The 14,030-nt window shown below is 73.3% G+C and carries 14 protein-coding genes and 1 pseudogene; 4 read left to right on the forward strand and 11 right to left on the reverse strand.

Translation table 11 applies throughout. From position 1 onward, the window contains the following. Position 1 precedes the first annotated feature (1 nt). From IFY26_RS06965 to fabF, 3 genes are all read left to right on the forward strand, one after another. A complete protein-coding gene (locus IFY26_RS06965; protein WP_232548268.1) occupies positions 2-994 on the forward strand; it encodes a beta-ketoacyl-ACP synthase III in 993 nt (330 codons plus the stop codon). A gap of 78 nt (positions 995-1,072) precedes the next feature. After that, positions 1,073-1,315 carry an acyl carrier protein gene (locus IFY26_RS06970; RefSeq protein WP_131168130.1) on the forward strand — a complete coding sequence of 81 codons (243 nt, stop codon included), beginning with the start codon at positions 1,073-1,075 and terminating at the stop codon, positions 1,313-1,315. Positions 1,316-1,422: 107 nt separating this feature from the next. After that, the gene (gene fabF / locus IFY26_RS06975; protein ID WP_232548269.1) at positions 1,423-2,676 is read left to right on the forward strand and encodes a beta-ketoacyl-ACP synthase II; all 1,254 of its coding nucleotides are present in this window, start codon (positions 1,423-1,425) and stop codon (positions 2,674-2,676) included. A 51-nt stretch (positions 2,677-2,727) separates the two neighbouring features. Here the strand turns inward: fabF and IFY26_RS06980 are convergent, their stop codons facing one another. The 11 genes and pseudogenes from IFY26_RS06980 to IFY26_RS07030 all read right to left on the reverse strand — a co-directional run bounded on the left by IFY26_RS06980 (position 2,728) and on the right by IFY26_RS07030 (position 11,861). After that, entirely contained in the window at positions 2,728-3,552 is an 825-nt protein-coding gene (locus tag IFY26_RS06980; protein ID WP_232548270.1) for a PfkB family carbohydrate kinase, read from the reverse strand. 130 nt (positions 3,553-3,682) lie between these two features. Next, entirely contained in the window at positions 3,683-4,177 is a 495-nt protein-coding gene (locus tag IFY26_RS06985; protein WP_232548271.1) for a DUF3145 domain-containing protein, read from the reverse strand. A gap of 131 nt (positions 4,178-4,308) precedes the next feature. Beyond that, on the reverse strand, positions 4,309-5,997 hold the full coding sequence (gene recN / locus IFY26_RS06990) for a DNA repair protein RecN (RefSeq protein WP_232548272.1): 1,689 nt from the start codon (positions 5,995-5,997) through the stop codon (positions 4,309-4,311). Then, positions 5,987-6,922, reverse strand: coding sequence for an NAD kinase (locus IFY26_RS06995; protein WP_232548273.1), 936 nt, complete (start codon positions 6,920-6,922; stop codon positions 5,987-5,989). The genes recN and IFY26_RS06995 overlap by 11 nt, the downstream gene beginning before the upstream one ends. 9 nt (positions 6,923-6,931) lie before the next feature. Next, positions 6,932-7,680 (reverse strand): annotated as a pseudogene (locus IFY26_RS07000) (TlyA family RNA methyltransferase). Then, positions 7,677-7,889 carry a hypothetical protein gene (locus IFY26_RS07005; protein ID WP_232548274.1) on the reverse strand — a complete coding sequence of 71 codons (213 nt, stop codon included), beginning with the start codon at positions 7,887-7,889 and terminating at the stop codon, positions 7,677-7,679. The pseudogene IFY26_RS07000 and the gene IFY26_RS07005 overlap by 4 nt, the downstream one beginning before the upstream one ends. Beyond that, positions 7,886-8,533 carry a CbiQ family ECF transporter T component gene (locus IFY26_RS07010; RefSeq protein WP_232548275.1) on the reverse strand — a complete coding sequence of 216 codons (648 nt, stop codon included), beginning with the start codon at positions 8,531-8,533 and terminating at the stop codon, positions 7,886-7,888. The genes IFY26_RS07005 and IFY26_RS07010 overlap by 4 nt, the downstream gene beginning before the upstream one ends. Continuing rightward, the gene (locus IFY26_RS07015) at positions 8,530-9,234 is read right to left on the reverse strand and encodes an energy-coupling factor ABC transporter ATP-binding protein (protein ID WP_232548276.1); all 705 of its coding nucleotides are present in this window, start codon (positions 9,232-9,234) and stop codon (positions 8,530-8,532) included. Before IFY26_RS07015 ends, IFY26_RS07010 begins: the two co-directional genes overlap by 4 nt. Continuing rightward, a complete protein-coding gene (locus IFY26_RS07020) occupies positions 9,231-9,854 on the reverse strand; it encodes a biotin transporter BioY (RefSeq protein WP_232548277.1) in 624 nt (207 codons plus the stop codon). Before IFY26_RS07020 ends, IFY26_RS07015 begins: the two co-directional genes overlap by 4 nt. Before the next feature lie 37 nt (positions 9,855-9,891). After that, entirely contained in the window at positions 9,892-10,881 is a 990-nt protein-coding gene (locus tag IFY26_RS07025; RefSeq protein WP_232548278.1) for an HAD-IIA family hydrolase, read from the reverse strand. Next, entirely contained in the window at positions 10,878-11,861 is a 984-nt protein-coding gene (locus tag IFY26_RS07030) for a tetratricopeptide repeat protein (protein ID WP_232548279.1), read from the reverse strand. Before IFY26_RS07030 ends, IFY26_RS07025 begins: the two co-directional genes overlap by 4 nt. Positions 11,862-11,984: 123 nt before the next feature. On the opposite strand from IFY26_RS07030, the gene IFY26_RS07035 reads away from it, so the two are divergent. Beyond that, positions 11,985-13,541, forward strand: a complete 1,557-nt coding sequence (locus IFY26_RS07035) for a hypothetical protein (protein ID WP_232548280.1) — start codon at positions 11,985-11,987, stop codon at positions 13,539-13,541. Positions 13,542-14,030 lie beyond the last annotated feature (489 nt).

Consider the following 14,030-nt stretch of genomic DNA (forward strand, 5'->3'; position numbering starts at 1 on the left):
CATGACGCTGCAGCCGTCCACCGGTGCACCCCACGCCCGCATCTCGGGCCTGGGTTCCGCCCTCCCCTCGCGGGTCGTCGACAACGCCGAGATGTGCACCTACATCGACAGCTCGGACGAGTGGATCCAGCAGCGCACCGGCATCGTCGAGCGCCGCTGGGTCGCCGAAGGCGAGACCGTCGAGTCGCTCAGCCTGGCCGCCGGCCGTGCCGCGCTCGACCACGCGGGCCTCACCGGTGCCGATCTCGACGCGGTGATCGTCTCCACGGTCAGCCACATGCTGCAGACGCCGTCGCTGGCCGCGGTCATCGCCGCGAAGATCGGCACCGACGGAGCGGCCGCGTTCGACATCGCGGCCGCCTGCGCCGGGTTCTGCTACGGCCTCGCCCAGGCCGAGTCGCTCGTGCGCTCCGGGGCCGCGACGCACGTGCTGGTGATCGGCGCCGAGACGCTGAGCAACCTCACCGACCTCAGTGACCGCTCCACCGCGTTCCTCTTCTCCGACGGCGCCGGGGCAGCGGTGGTAGGGCCCTCCGACGAGCCGGCCATGGGCCCGGTCGTCTGGGGCTCCGACGGCGGGCAGGCCGACGCCATCACGATGAGCAACCCGTGGCCGGAGGCGCTCGCCCTGGGTGAGACGTCGTCGATCGTGATGGACGGGCGCGCGGTGTTCCGTTGGGCGACCGGCTTCATCGCCACGGCCGCCGAGCGCTGCCTGAGCGCCGCCGGCGTCCGCCCCGACGAGCTGGACCTGTTCGTGCCGCACCAGGCCAACAACCGCATCACCGACGCGATGCTGCGCCACCTCCACCTGCCCGAGAGCGTCACGGTCGCCCGCACCATCACCCATTACGGCAACAACTCCGCCGCGTCGATCCCGGTCGCGCTGTGCGACATGCTCGCCTCCGGCGAGGCGAAGAGCGGTGATCTGGCCCTTCTCATCGGCTTCGGCGCCGGCCTCGTGTACGCCGGCCAAGTCGTCCGTCTGCCCTGATTCCCCGGCTCCGGCCGGCGACCACGTCCACCCGTCCACCCATCCAGTCAGGCACCACCAACAAGAAGGAGACCCACCATGGCCACCACCGAAGAGATCCGCGCCCAGCTCGCCGAGCTCGTGAACGACGTCGCCGGCGTCCCGGTCGAGGACGTGCAGCTCGACAAGAGCTTCGTCGACGACCTCGACGTCGACAGCCTCGCGATGGTCGAGATCATCGTCGGCTGCGAGGAGAAGTTCGGCGTCACGATCCCCGACGAGGAGAGCAAGAACCTCAAGACCGTCGGCGACGCCGTCGCCTACATCGAGCAGCACAGCTGAACCCTCCCCGGGACGGGCGGGGCGTCCGTGACCATTCCGGGCGTCCCGCCCCCACCGCCCCACCCACCCGCACCATCCCCGTCCCACCCACACGCCGAAGGAACGTCATGACCGAAGTCGTCATCACCGGAATGGGCGCCACCACCCCGATCGGCGGCGACCTGCCCAGCACGTGGGAGGCCATGCTGGCCGGCACGTCGGGCGTCGTCGCCCTGACGCAGGAGTGGGCCGAGCCCCTCGGCGTCCGCATCGCCGCCACGCTGAAGGTCGACCCGTCCGAGGTCATCGACCGGGTCAAGGCCCGCCGGCTCGACCGGTCGGCCCAGATCGCGCTCATCGCCGCGGAGGAGGCCTGGAAGCAGGCTGGTTACGGGCTCGGTGAGGACAACGACGTCGACCCCGACCGCCTCGCGGTCGCCCTGTCCTCAGGCATCGGCGGGCTCCACTCGATCCTCGACAACTGGGACAACTACCGTGACAAGGGGCCGCGCCGCGTGAGCCCCTTCACCATCCCCATGCTCATGGCCAACGCGCCGGCGGCCAACGTCGGGCTGCTCGTGGGGGCCCAGGCCGCGATCCAGGCGCACGTGTCGGCCTGCGCGTCCAGCAACGAGGCCGTGTCGCTGGCCGTCGACCAGATCCGGCTCGGCCGGGCGGACGTTGTGGTCGCCGGCGGCACCGAGGCCACCATTCACGCGCTGCCGCTGGCCGCGTTCAACCAGATGCACGCCCTCAGCCGCCGCAACGACGACCCGGAGGGGGCGTCCCGGCCGTGGGACAAGGGGCGCGACGGCTTCGTCATGGGCGAGGGGGCGGGCGTTCTCGTGCTCGAGTCCCTGGAGCACGCGAAGGCGCGCGGTGCGACGATCTACGGCACGGTCGCCGGTGCGGGCATCAGCGCCGACAACCACGACATGGTGCAGCCCGAGCCGACCGGCCGCGGGCAGGCCAGCGCCATGGCCAAGGCCCTCCGCGAGAGCGGGCTGGAGCCGTCCGACATCAAGCACATCAACGCCCACGGCACGTCGACGCCTCAGGGCGACCTCACCGAGGCCGGCTCGATCCGCCGCGCGCTGGGGGATGCGACCGACGACGTGATCGTGACCAGCACGAAGTCGATGATCGGCCACCTGCTGGGCGGCGCCGGGGCGGTCGAGCTGATCGCCAGCGTGATGGCGCTGCGGGATCGCATGGTGCCGCCGACCATCAACCTCACCGATCCGGAGGAGGACCTCCCGATCAACGTGGCGGCGAACGTCAAGACGCCGCTGCCCGCCGCGGGCGACCTGGCCGCGATCAACAACAGCTTCGGCTTCGGCGGCCACAACGTCGCGGTCGCGGTGACGAACGCGAACACCTGAGCCACCACGCGAGGCAGCCCCGCCGGCCGGTGCCGGCGGGGCTGCGGCGTCTCAGAGGCGTGGCGAGCGTTGCGCCCCGGCGTGGCGGACGTTGTCGGCCGCCTTCTGCAGGGCCAGGCGTGCGGCGGTGGGTCGGTCGGCCCCCTTCGCCAGCTGGGCGGCGAGGGTGCCGATGAGGGCGTCCGAGGCGCCGACGGTGTCCACGACGTCCTCGGCGGGCACCACCTCTCCGCTGAACCGGCGGCCGTCCCAGTCGAGCCCCGCCGCTCCGCGCAGGACGAGCAGGGAGATCGGCTCGACCCTCCGCGCGGCGAACGCGTCCTCGTCGTCGGCCCGCAAGATCAGGGGATCGGCCATGGCGCAGACGTCGTCGGGCAACTCGACGTAGGGCGCCGCGTTGACGATGACGCGGGCGCCCCGCTCGTGCGCGTGGCGCGCAGCCTGGGCGACACGCTCGGCCGGGGTCTCGAGCTGGGTCAGGAGCACATCGCCCGGGCCCAGCCCCTTCACCTGGTCGAGCGGGCGCGGGCCGATCTTGGCGTTCGCGCCGGGCAGCACGGCGATGGCGTTCGTGCGTCCGTCGGAGAAGATGAGGGCATGGCCGGTCGGCACGTGGGGGATGCGCTCGACGTACAGCTTGATCCCCATCGGATGCAACCGGTTGAGGGACGCGCGGCCGGCGTCGTCGTCGCCGACGGCCCCCACCATCAGCACCTCCACGCCTTGGGCGCGCGCGGCGACGGCCTGGTTCGCCCCCTTCCCGCCGGCATACCGGTGGAGGGAGTGAGCCACCACCTTCTCCCCCGGCTGCGGATAGGCGTCGATCCTGGTTTCCAGATCGACGTTGATGGAGCCCAGAACGATGACCCGGCCCATGGCGCCTTCCTCTCGTGCGTCGTTGCACGCTTCATTCCACCACCATTGCGGCGCGGGCGGGCCTGTGGTCGGACTTCTCCTCCGATGCGCCGGTCAGCTCCCCCCGCCCGGCCGGGGGCAGCGCCGCCGTTCAGCCGACGTCGTGCAGCCAGCGCAGGGGGACGCCTTCGGCGGCGTGGCGGAACACGTCCAGCTCGGCGTCCCAACGGCGTCCGAGCAGGTCGTCCAGGGCGCCGCGCAGCGCGCGTTCGTCCGTGGCGGACGCCAGGGCGTGCCGGATCCGATCCTCGGGCACCACGATGTCGCCGTGCAGGCCGACCGTGGCGTGGAACACTCCGAGTGCCGGGGTGAAGCTGTACCGCTCGGCCTCGGAGTCCGGCGTCGCCTCCTCCGTGATCTCGAAACGGAGACGTCCCCAGCGCTTGAGGAGGCTGGCGAGGCGCGTGGCCGTGCCCACCGGGCCCCGCCAGGCGAGCTCCGCGCGGTAGGACGCGCGCTCGGCGGGCTGTGGCGCCCACGCGAGGTCGACAGGCACGCCGAGCGCGCCGGCGACGGCCCACTCGATGTGTGGGCACAACGCCGACGGGGCGGAATGGATGTGCAGGACTCCGCGAGTCGTTGTCATGGCGATCCCTCTCGTCCGGTGATGCCTTCCCCTGCTCCACCGGGACCGCGAAATCACGCCGTTGGGATTCATTGTGCCCTGCCCTGTCAAGCGGCGCCCCCCCAGGGCGGCGGCCGCGGCGGCGCAGGGGGTCAACGCTGGCCGGACGCCTCGGCCAACAGCTCCGCGGCGTGGGCGCGGGCGGCCTGTGTGCCCTCCAGCCCGGCCATCATGCGCGCCAGTTCGGCCACGCGCTCGTCACCGCTGACCTCGCGGATCCCCGACGTGGTCACCTGGCCGTCGTCGGCCTTGTGCACCACGTGGTGGCGGTCCCCGAACGCGGCGACCTGGGCGAGGTGGGTCACGACGACGACCTGGGCGTGGCGGGCCAGCCGGGCGAGGCGGCGTCCGATCTCGAGGGCGACCGCGCCGCCGACGCCGGCATCGACCTCGTCGAACACGAAGGTGTGGCCCTCGCTGCCGGCAGCCAGGACGACCTCGAGCGCGAGCCGGACGCGCGACAGCTCACCCCCGGACGCCGCCCGCGCCAGCGGCGCCGGAGCGCTGCCGGGGTTCGCCGAGAACAGAATGGTCACCTGGTCCGCACCCTGGGGGCCCGGCGCGTCGAGGGAGGTCACCGCGAACTCCAAGCGTGCGCGCGGCATGGCGAGCGCGACCAGTTCCTCCTCCACGAGTCTGCCCAGCTCCGCAGCGGCGTCCCGGCGCGCCTGCGTGAGCGTCGCTGCCAGCGCGGCCAGCTCACTGTCGCAGGCGGCGACGGCCGCTTCCAGCTCCGCGATGCGGTCGTCGGAGCCGGCCAGGCGTTCAAGATCGATGGCCGCCCGCTCGGCCCAGGCCAGCACGTCGTCCAGCCCCGGGCCGTAGCGTCGGGTCAGCCCCTGCAGTTCAGCCAGCCGGCCCGCGATCCACTCCAGACGCCCGGGGTCGGCATCCAGCGAGGCCAGGTAGGACGCGAGCTCCCCCGCCACGTCGCCGAGCGCGTAGGCGGCCTCGTCCACGCGTGAGCCGAGCGCGGCCAGCTGCGCATCCTCGGCGGCTCCCCCGGCCAGGGCACGTCGCGCCGCACCGAGCAGGCCGAGCGCCTGGGGCGCGTCGTCGACGGCGTCGTCGTCGCCGGCGAGCGCGACCAGCGCCGCGCGCGCGGCGAGCCGGAGGTCGTCGGTCGCCTGCAGCCGACGCGCCTCGGCGTGCAGCTCCTCGTCCTCCCCCGCCCGCGGCTCGGCCTTCGCGATCTCGCCCAGGCCGAACTCCAGCAGGGCCTGCTCCCGGGCCCGGGCGCGGGCCTGCGTCCGCAGCTCGGCGAGCTCGGCCGTCGCGGCCCGCCGACGCGCCCAGCACGTCCGGTAGGACGCCAGCGTCGCGAGGTGGCCGGGGCCGACGAAGGCGTCCAGCACGTCGCGCTGCCGCTCGGTGGAGCCGAGACGCAGCTGCTCGCTCTGCCCGTGGATGGTGATGCGCTCGCCGACCACGTCGGCCAGCAGGGGCAAGGGCACCTGGACGCCGCCGACGCGCGCCCGCGAGCGGGAACTGGTCACGACGCGGGTGAGCAGCACCTCGTCGCCGTCGACCACGCCGCCGACCGCCCCGACCGAGGCGGTGAACGCCTCGTCGGTGGTGACGCGGCCCTCCACCAGCGCCCGGGAGGCGCCGATGCGGACCAGGCCGGTGTCGGCCCGCCCGCCGAGCAGCAGCCCCAGCCCGGAGACCACCATCGTCTTGCCCGCGCCCGTCTCACCGGTCACCACCGTGAAACCGGGGCCGAACTCGACGACGGCATCGTCGATCACCCCCAGATCGGCGATGCGCAGCTCAGTCAGCATCGAAGACCTCGGGCGTTCGCCGCTCGGCCTGCCCCCGCCAGCCGTGGACCGGCAGGTCGAACTTGGCCACGAGCCGCTGGACGAAGGGCTGCAGGGTGGTGCGCACGAGGCGCAGGGCGTGCTCGCTGCGGCGCACGGTGACCTCGCTGAGCGGCGGCACAGTGGTGCTGCGCCGTCCGTCGCACCAGAGCACCCCGCCGGTCGCCGGGTGTTCCAGCATGCTGACGACGACGGTCGAGGTGGGGCTCAGCACGAGCGGCCGGGCGAACAGGGCGTGGGCCAGCAGCGGCACCACGAGCAGCGCGTCCAGGTCGGGCCACAGCACCGGGCCTTGCGCCGAGAACGCGTAGGCGGTCGATCCCGTGGGCGTGGCGACGAGGACGCCGTCGGTGCCCCAACGCGAGAGGGGGTGGCCGTCGATGTCGACGACCACCTCGATCATCCGTTCGCGCGCGGCCTTCTCCAACGACACCTCGTTGCCGGCGAAGGAGCGCCACAGCAGGTCACCACCCGGCCGGTCACGCAGCTCGACGTCGAGGCACAGCCGCTCCTCAACCGTGTAGTCCTTCGCGATGACGTGCGCGCAGAGGTCGTGGATCTGGCTGGGCTCCAGCTCGGCCAGGAAGCCGACGTGGCCGAGGTTCACCCCCAGCAGCGGGAACCCCTGCGGCACGGCCCACTCCGCGGCCCGCAGGATCGTGCCGTCGCCGCCGAAGACGACCACGAGTTCCACCGGCACCTCCGGCAGGTCGTCGAAGCGTCGGACGTCCGCCCCCTCGACGGACGCCGCGACCGGCTCGAACCCCTCACCCCGCACCCAGCACGTGATGGCGTGGCCGGCGACGCCGCGCACGAAGTCGACGGCCGCTGCCACGGCCGGGGGCCGCCCGGGGTGGACGACCAGGGCGATGTCTCGCTGGGTCACCTGGCCAGCCTAACCGGCGCCGCCGACAGTCCCGGATCCGGCCCGCAGCACCACGAAGAACTCCCGGTTCCCCCGCTCCCCCGGCAGCGTGGAGGCGCCTTGCCACACGCAGGCCCAGCCCAGCGCGGCGGCGGCATCCACCACGGGCTGCACCGCCCCCACCGCAGCCGCCGGATCGGCGACCACACCCTGGGAGTCCAGCGCCGCCCGGCCCACCTCGAACTGGGGCTTGACCATGAGCACGGCGACCCCCGTGGGTCGCAGGACGGCGAGCAGCGGCGCCACGAGCAGGGTCAAGGAGATGAACGACACGTCGGCGACCACCACGTCGACCGGCTCGCCGTCGAGGTCGGCGAGCGTCAGGTCCCGCAGGTTGAGGCCCTCGCGGGCCACCACGCGCGGGTCGGACGCCACCGGGGCCGCCAGCTGGCCGTGCCCCACGTCGACGGCGTACACCGGGGCGCAGCCCCGCTCCAGGAGCACTTGGGTGAAGCCACCGGTGGACGCCCCCGCGTCGAGCGCGCGGCCACCCACGGCGATGCGCGCGGCGTCCAGCGCCCCGAGCAGCTTGTGCGCGGCGCGGGAGACGAGGGGTCGGCGTCGGCCTCGACGTGCTGGCCGGGGCCGACAGGTTCGGACGCCTTCCGCGCCGGCCGGCCCTCGACGCGTACCCGGCCGCGGGCGATGAGGTCGGCCGCCTGGGCTCGGCTGCGCGCCAGGCCGCGAGCGACCAGCGCGACGTCGAGCCGCTGCGTCACCGGGCCTGGGTGGGGCGGGGTTCGGCCTGCAGCGCCCGGGAGACGGCGTCGAGCGCGGCGGCGATGCGATCGGGGTGCTCGTGGACGTCCGGCCCCAGCTCGAGGCGGCCCAGCGCGGCGTCGATCTCAGCGTGGCCGGTGGCCGGTGGCGGTGCCGTGTTGGCAGGCACGGCGTCCCCACCCAGGGCGGCGTCGGGGGGCTCGGTCATGGCGTCATGGTAGCGGCGGACGATTCGTCCGGGTCGCCCAGGCCGCGCGCCGTGAGCGCCTCGCCGGTGGTGCGGGCGTAGGCCACCGTCTGGATGGCGACGGGGGTCACCAGGGCGAGCGGGTTGCGTTCGACACCGCGGGCGCGGGCGGCGTCGCGGACCTCACCGAAGGAGGCCACCACGTGCGGCACCGAGCGCAGGAACACCGCCACGGCCAGGCCGAAGCGTTCCGGGTCGGCGCCGAGGTGGCTCAGCGGGCGCACCACCGCGACGAGGGCGTCCACCAGCACGGGCATCGGCGTGGTGAGCAGCAGGATGCGGCAGGCGTACAGCGCGATGAGCACCACTCCCACGACGCGCACGCCGGTGGCCGGCGCCCCGGTGAGGGCGTGGAACGCGCCCAAGACGGCGAGCACCAGCGCGAGCGGCCAGGGCAACCCCCAGGCCAGCCGCAGGGGGGCCGACGTGGTGGCCACCAGGGCCAGCGTGAGGGCCAGCAACGTGAGGATGACCGGCGGCGTGCCCACCACGAGCGCCGGCACGGTGAGGGCCAAGAACACGAGGTACTTGGGCCCGGGCCCGAGTCGGTGCCACAGGGTGTCGCCGGGCACGTGGACGCCGAGCAGCGCGCGGGCGGCGTTCACGCCATGACCCGTTCGTAGAACGCGAGCGTCTCGGTGGGGGCGCCGTCGGCGACGATGCGGCCGGCGTCCACGACCACCACCCGCTCGGCCTGCCCGGCCAGGCCCAGGTCGTGCGTGGCGACCACCGTCTGTTGCGGCAGCTCGGCCAGGGTGCGATGGAGCAGGTTGCGGTTGCGGAGGTCGAGCAGCGTGGTGGGCTCGTCCAACACCAGCACGGCCGGTTCGACGGCCAGCACCGCCGTGAGCGCCACCAACTGCCGCTCGCCCCCGGAGAGGTCGTAGATGCTCTGCTCGGCCACGTCGGCCAGGCCGCGGGACGCCAACAGCGCCAGGGCGGCCTCACGCCGGGCCCGGCGGTCGCGGTGGGTGCGGCGCAGGCTCAGCTCCACGTCCTCCACCGGGGTCGGCATGACGAGCTGGCTGGCCGGGTCGGTGAACACGAACCCGACGTGCCGGCGCACGCGCGGGCCGTCCGTGGCCGGGTCGAGCCCGTCCACGCAGACGCGCCCCTCGGTCGGGGTGGCCAGTCCGTTGAGGAGCCGCAGCAGGGTGGACTTGCCCGAGCCGTTGCTGCCGACGAACGCGACGCGGCGCTCCGGGAGGTCCAGGTGGAGGTCGTGCAGGAGCGTGCGCGTGCTCCAGCCGCGGCCCGACGCGTCGGGCACTCCGACCCGCAGCGCGACATGCTCCAGCCGGATCATCGAGTGCCGACGCGCTCCGGGGTCGTGGTGACGCTTCCCACCCGGGGGGCTGTCAGGTCGGGGAAGGCGCGGTGCACGGCCACGGCGATGCCCGCGGCGACGACGGTCTTCACCAGGTCACCCGGCAGGTAGGGGACGCCGGCCGCGACGGCCGCCTCCCAGGGCAGGCCGCCGACGAGGTGCATCCCGGTGATGCCCAGCGGGTGGATGAACACCAGCGAACCGGCCAGCCCGGAGCCGACGAGGCCGAGCCAGCGGCGTCCGGACGCCCACGTGCGGCGCAGAACCAGGCGCGCCAGCGCACCGGTGAGCAGCGCAGCCAGCGGGAAGGCGAACAGGTAGCCGACCGAGGGCCGCGCGAGGACGCCCAGGCCGCCGTTGCCCTGCGCGAAGATCGGCAGACCGGCGAACCCCAGCAACAGGTAGAGGCCCACCGCTGCCGCGCCCCGCCAGGGCCCCAACACCATGGCGCACAGGGCCACGCCGAGCGTCTGGAGGGTGATCGGGACGCCCAGGGGGCCCACCGGCACCGCGGGAGCCAACGTCAACGCGGCCAGCAACCCGGCGAAGACGGCGATCAGAGCGACGTCGGTCATCGTGGAGCGGGAGCGGGCGGCCATGGTTCCTCCTGGAGGGGTGACGGGTGTCGGCTCCACTCTAAGGGAGCAGATCGAGGCGCGCCGCGACGGCCACGGGGTCGGACACGGCCCCGTTCCAGCACAGCTGCGCGAGTGCCCAGGCGGCGTCCAGTTGGGCCTCGCGGGTGCCGAGGTCGCCCTCGACGGTCGCGCCGGAGCCGGCCACGACCACGCGGACGCCGCCACACGTGGCGCCCTCGGCGTCCACCTCGGCGACGCGCGCCGGTTCGAACAGGGAGAGCACGTTCCAGCCGATGGCGGTGGGGCGCCCGTGGTCGGGTGCACGGCACAGGTCGAGGACGCCGTGCGCACCGGTGAACACGAAGAACGAGTCGATGCCGACGGTGTGGGCGCCCATGATGTCGGTGTCGATCCGGTCGCCGACGAACACGGGGTTCTTCGCCCCCGTCCGGCGGATCGCCTCGGCCATCAGCGGCCGCTCTGGCTTTCCGACGACCGTCGGCTCGACGTCCACGGTCACGCCGACGGCAGCCACCATCGTGCCGAGCCCCGGCACGATGCCCCGGTTCGTCGGGCGGGTGGCGTCGGTGTTGGTCGCCACCCAGTGGGCACCTCGCTGGATGGCGAAGCCCGCCTCCTCCAGCCGCGCCCACGTCATGTCCGGGTCGTAACCCTGGACGACCACGACCGGCTCGTCGTCGGCGGACGCCACGGGCGTCAGCCCAGCCTGGCTGACCAGGTCCACCAGGTTCTGCGTCCCGACCACCAGCGCCGGCGTGCCGGGCGGGTACTCCTCCCCCACCAGCGCAGCGGCCGCCTGCGCGCTCGAGATCACGTCAGGCTCGGTGGCCGGGTACCCCAGCCGTGCGAGGTGTTCGGCCACCGCTGCGGTGCTGCGGGCGGCGTTGTTGGTGACATAGGTGGGCCGGACGCCGCGTCGCACCAGCTGGTCCACCCCGTCGACGCCCCCCTCCACCGCGTCGGGGCCCAGGTAGAGGACCCCGTCGAGGTCGAACATCACGACGTCGTAGGCGTCGATGAAGCTCATGGCGTCTCCGGGGCGGGCGCGTCGTCGTCAGGCTCAGCGTCGGCGTCGGCGTCCTCACCGGGCTCGGCGTCGGCGTCCTCACCGGGCTCAGCGTCGGCGTCCTCCTCCTCGGCCGGGTCCTCCTCCTCGTCCTCGTCAGGCTCCGGGTCGGTGTCCACGTCCGGCGTCTCGTCCGCCGCCGTGTCACCGACGTCGTCCGCGCCCTGCTGGCCGTTCTCGTCCTCGGCCGCGTCCACCTCCGGCGCGTCACCGGCCAGGGCGTCCTCGTCGAGTTCGAGCACGATGCCCTGCAGGCGGGCGACCCGGTCCTCGGCGTCGGTCTCGCCCTCGGTGTCCAGCGCCGCCGCGGCGGCGAACCACCGTTCGGCGCCCGTGGCGTCGCCGCTCTGCTCGAGCAGGTCGGCATAGCCATAGCGCAGGCGAGCCCGCCCGGCACGCGAACCCTTCCCGGCGGACGCCTCGATCTCGGCCTTCAGCACGCGCAACGCCTCGGCCTGCTGGCCCTGGTCGAGGCGCGTGCCGGCCTCCACCAGCCGCAGCTCGACGCGCTGGTTGAAGTCGGGCTGGGCATCCAGGCCCTCGCGCACCAGTTTGAGGGCGCGATCCGGACGCCCCAGCGCGCGCTCACAGTCCGCCATCACGGCGATGAACTCGGTACCGCCGTTCATGCGCCGCAGCGCCCGGAACTCCTGCAGGGCCACGGCGTACTCGCCGGCCGCATAGGCGGTCTCCCCGGTGGCCTCGCGCGTGACGGCCAGCCGGGCCGCCCGCCGCCGCGCCGCCTCCGCATGCGCGTAGGCCAGCTGCGGATCGCTGGTCACCAGTTCGCCCGCCTTGAGGAGGTGCGCTCCGACGATCTCGGCGGTCTCCTGGCTCAGCGAGCGCAGCTCAGCACGCACCGCACGCGGCAGTTCCCTCAGATCCATGTCCTGGGGGGTGTCGGGCTCGTTCTCCTTCGCCGCGAGGCCGGGACGCGGCACGTACGGCTCGGTCTCCTCCTCGCGCGGGGCCCAGTCGTCGCGACGGGGGCGGTCGTCGCGACGGGGGCGGTCGTCCCGGCGGGGGCGGTCATCGCGTCCGCCGAAGCGCTGACCGCCCCCGCGGTGGGTATCGCGCCGCTCGTCGGTCGGCCGGCCCCCACGCTGGGTGTCTCGACGCTCCCCGTAGGGGCGGTCACCGCGGTCGTTGTCGCGCCGCTGGCCGTAGGACGACTGGCCCCGCGACCCACCTCGGTCACCAACGGAACGCTCGCCACGGTCGTTGTCGCGCCGCTGCCGGTAGGGACGGTCACCGCGGTCGGTGTCGCGCCGCTGGCCGTAGGACGACTGGCCCCGCGACCCACCTCGGTCACCAAAGGAACGCTCGCCACGGTCGTTGTCGCGCCGCTGCCGGTAGGGACGGTCACCGCGGTCGTTGTCGCGCCGCTGCCCGTAGGGACGGTCACCACGGTCGTTGTCGCGACGCTGCCCGTAGGGACGGTCACCGCGGTCGGTGTCGCGCCGCTGCCCGTAGGGACGGTCACCGCGGTCGGTGTCGCGCCGCTGCCCGTAGGGACGGTCACCGCGGTCGGTGTCGCGCCGCTGCCCGTAGGGACGGTCACCGCGGTCGGTGTCGCGCCGCTGCCCGTAGGGACGGTCACCGCGGTCGGTGTCGCGCCGCTGCCCGTAGGGACGGTCACCGCGGTCGGTGTCGCGCCGCTGCCCGTAGGGACGGTCACCACGGTCGTTGTCGCGACGCTGCCCATAGGGGCGGTCACCACGGTCGTTGTCGCGACGCTGGCCGTAGGAACGATCCCCACGCTGATTGTCCCGACGCTCACCGTAAGAACGATCCCCACGGTCGATGTCACGACGCTGCCCATAGGACGACTGGCCCCGCGACCCACCTCGGTCACCAAAGGAACGCTCGCCACGGTCGTTGTCGCGCCGCTGGCCGGAGGGACGGTCACCACGGTCGTTGTCGCGACGCTGGCCGTAGGGACGGTCACCGCGCTGATTGTCCCGTCGCTCGCCGTAGGGACGGTCACCACGGTCGTTGTCGCGCCGCTCCCCATAGGACGACGGGCCCCGCGACCCACCGCGGTCTCCCAAGGAACGCTCGCCACGGTCGTAGTCGCGACGCTCACCGTAGGCACGATCCCCACGCTGATTGTCCCGACGCTCACCGTAAGAACGATCCCCACGGTCGATGTCACGACGCTGCCCATAGGACGACTGCCCCCGCGACCCACCTCGGTCACCAAAGGAACGCTCGCCACGGTCATTGTCGCGCCCCTGGCCGTAGGGGCGGTCGCCGCCCTGATTGTCGCGACGCTGCCCATAGGGGCGGTCACCGCGGTCGCTATCGCGCCGCTGCCCATAGGACGACTGGCCCCGCGACCCACCTCGGTCTCCATAGGAACGCTCGCCACGGTCGTTGTCGCGACGCTCACCGTAGGAACGATCCCCACGCTGATTGTCCCGACGCTCACCGTAAGAACGATCCCCACGGTCGCTGTCACGACGCTGCCCATAGGACGACTGACCTCGCGACCCACTCCGGTCGCCGTGCGAGCGGTCGCCACGTTGGGCGTCGCCCCGCTCACCGTAGGAGTTGCCGCCGCGCCCACCCTGGGGGCGTCCACCTCGGTCATCGCGGCCGTAGGAGGGGCGTCGCTCTGATCCCGAGCGGCTTCCGCGCTCGCTGGACCCACCGCCGCGGTAGGCGCCGCGCCCCTGACCGGACGCGCTTCCGCTACCGCGCCCGGCCCTGCGATCCTCGTTGTTGTTCTCAGTCACCGCTCAAGTCTGCCGTCCCCGCTCCGGGGCAGCAAAGCGAGAACAACTACGCCCCTGTCTCATCGACACGGGAGCCATCCCTGCCCAGACTGTGCGTCGACAATCCATGCACATGCCCGGCTTCTCGACACACACCACCGGTTTTGCGTCGAGGACCCATGCATATGCCCGGCTTCTCGACACCTGCCACCCACGACACCAACCGACCCTGGCCCCCGGGCCCGCCACGGTGCCCAACACGAAGGCCCGCCCCTACCCGGGGTGGGCACAAAGAAGAGGGGGAGCAAAACCCGTCGACCATGACGGTCGCGGTTTTGCTCCCTCTCTTCCAACGGGGTTGTTCGGCGGTGTCCTACTCTCCCACACCCTCAC

Source organism: Propioniciclava soli, from assembly GCF_014858005.1.
GTDB classification, from domain to species: domain Bacteria; phylum Actinomycetota; class Actinomycetes; order Propionibacteriales; family Propionibacteriaceae; genus Propioniciclava; species Propioniciclava soli.

Bases quoted from the DNA above. Each gene is read 5' to 3' on its own strand.
- IFY26_RS07015 (WP_232548276.1), bottom strand. From the start codon at position 9,234: ATGATCCGGCTGGAGCATGTCGCGCTGCGGGTCGGAGTGCCCGACGCG.
- IFY26_RS07005 (WP_232548274.1), bottom strand. From the start codon at position 7,889: ATGACCGAGCCCCCCGACGCCGCCCTGGGTGGGGACGCCGTGCCTGCC.
- IFY26_RS07025 (WP_232548278.1), bottom strand. From the start codon at position 10,881: ATGAGCTTCATCGACGCCTACGACGTCGTGATGTTCGACCTCGACGGG.
- IFY26_RS06985 (WP_232548271.1), bottom strand. From the start codon at position 4,177: ATGACAACGACTCGCGGAGTCCTGCACATCCATTCCGCCCCGTCGGCG.
- IFY26_RS07020 (WP_232548277.1), bottom strand. From the start codon at position 9,854: ATGGCCGCCCGCTCCCGCTCCACGATGACCGACGTCGCTCTGATCGCC.
- IFY26_RS06970 (WP_131168130.1), top strand. From the start codon at position 1,073: ATGGCCACCACCGAAGAGATCCGCGCCCAGCTCGCCGAGCTCGTGAAC.
- IFY26_RS06980 (WP_232548270.1), bottom strand. From the start codon at position 3,552: ATGGGCCGGGTCATCGTTCTGGGCTCCATCAACGTCGATCTGGAAACC.
- fabF (WP_232548269.1), top strand. From the start codon at position 1,423: ATGACCGAAGTCGTCATCACCGGAATGGGCGCCACCACCCCGATCGGC.
- IFY26_RS06965 (WP_232548268.1), top strand. From the start codon at position 2: ATGACGCTGCAGCCGTCCACCGGTGCACCCCACGCCCGCATCTCGGGC.
- recN (WP_232548272.1), bottom strand. From the start codon at position 5,997: ATGCTGACTGAGCTGCGCATCGCCGATCTGGGGGTGATCGACGATGCC.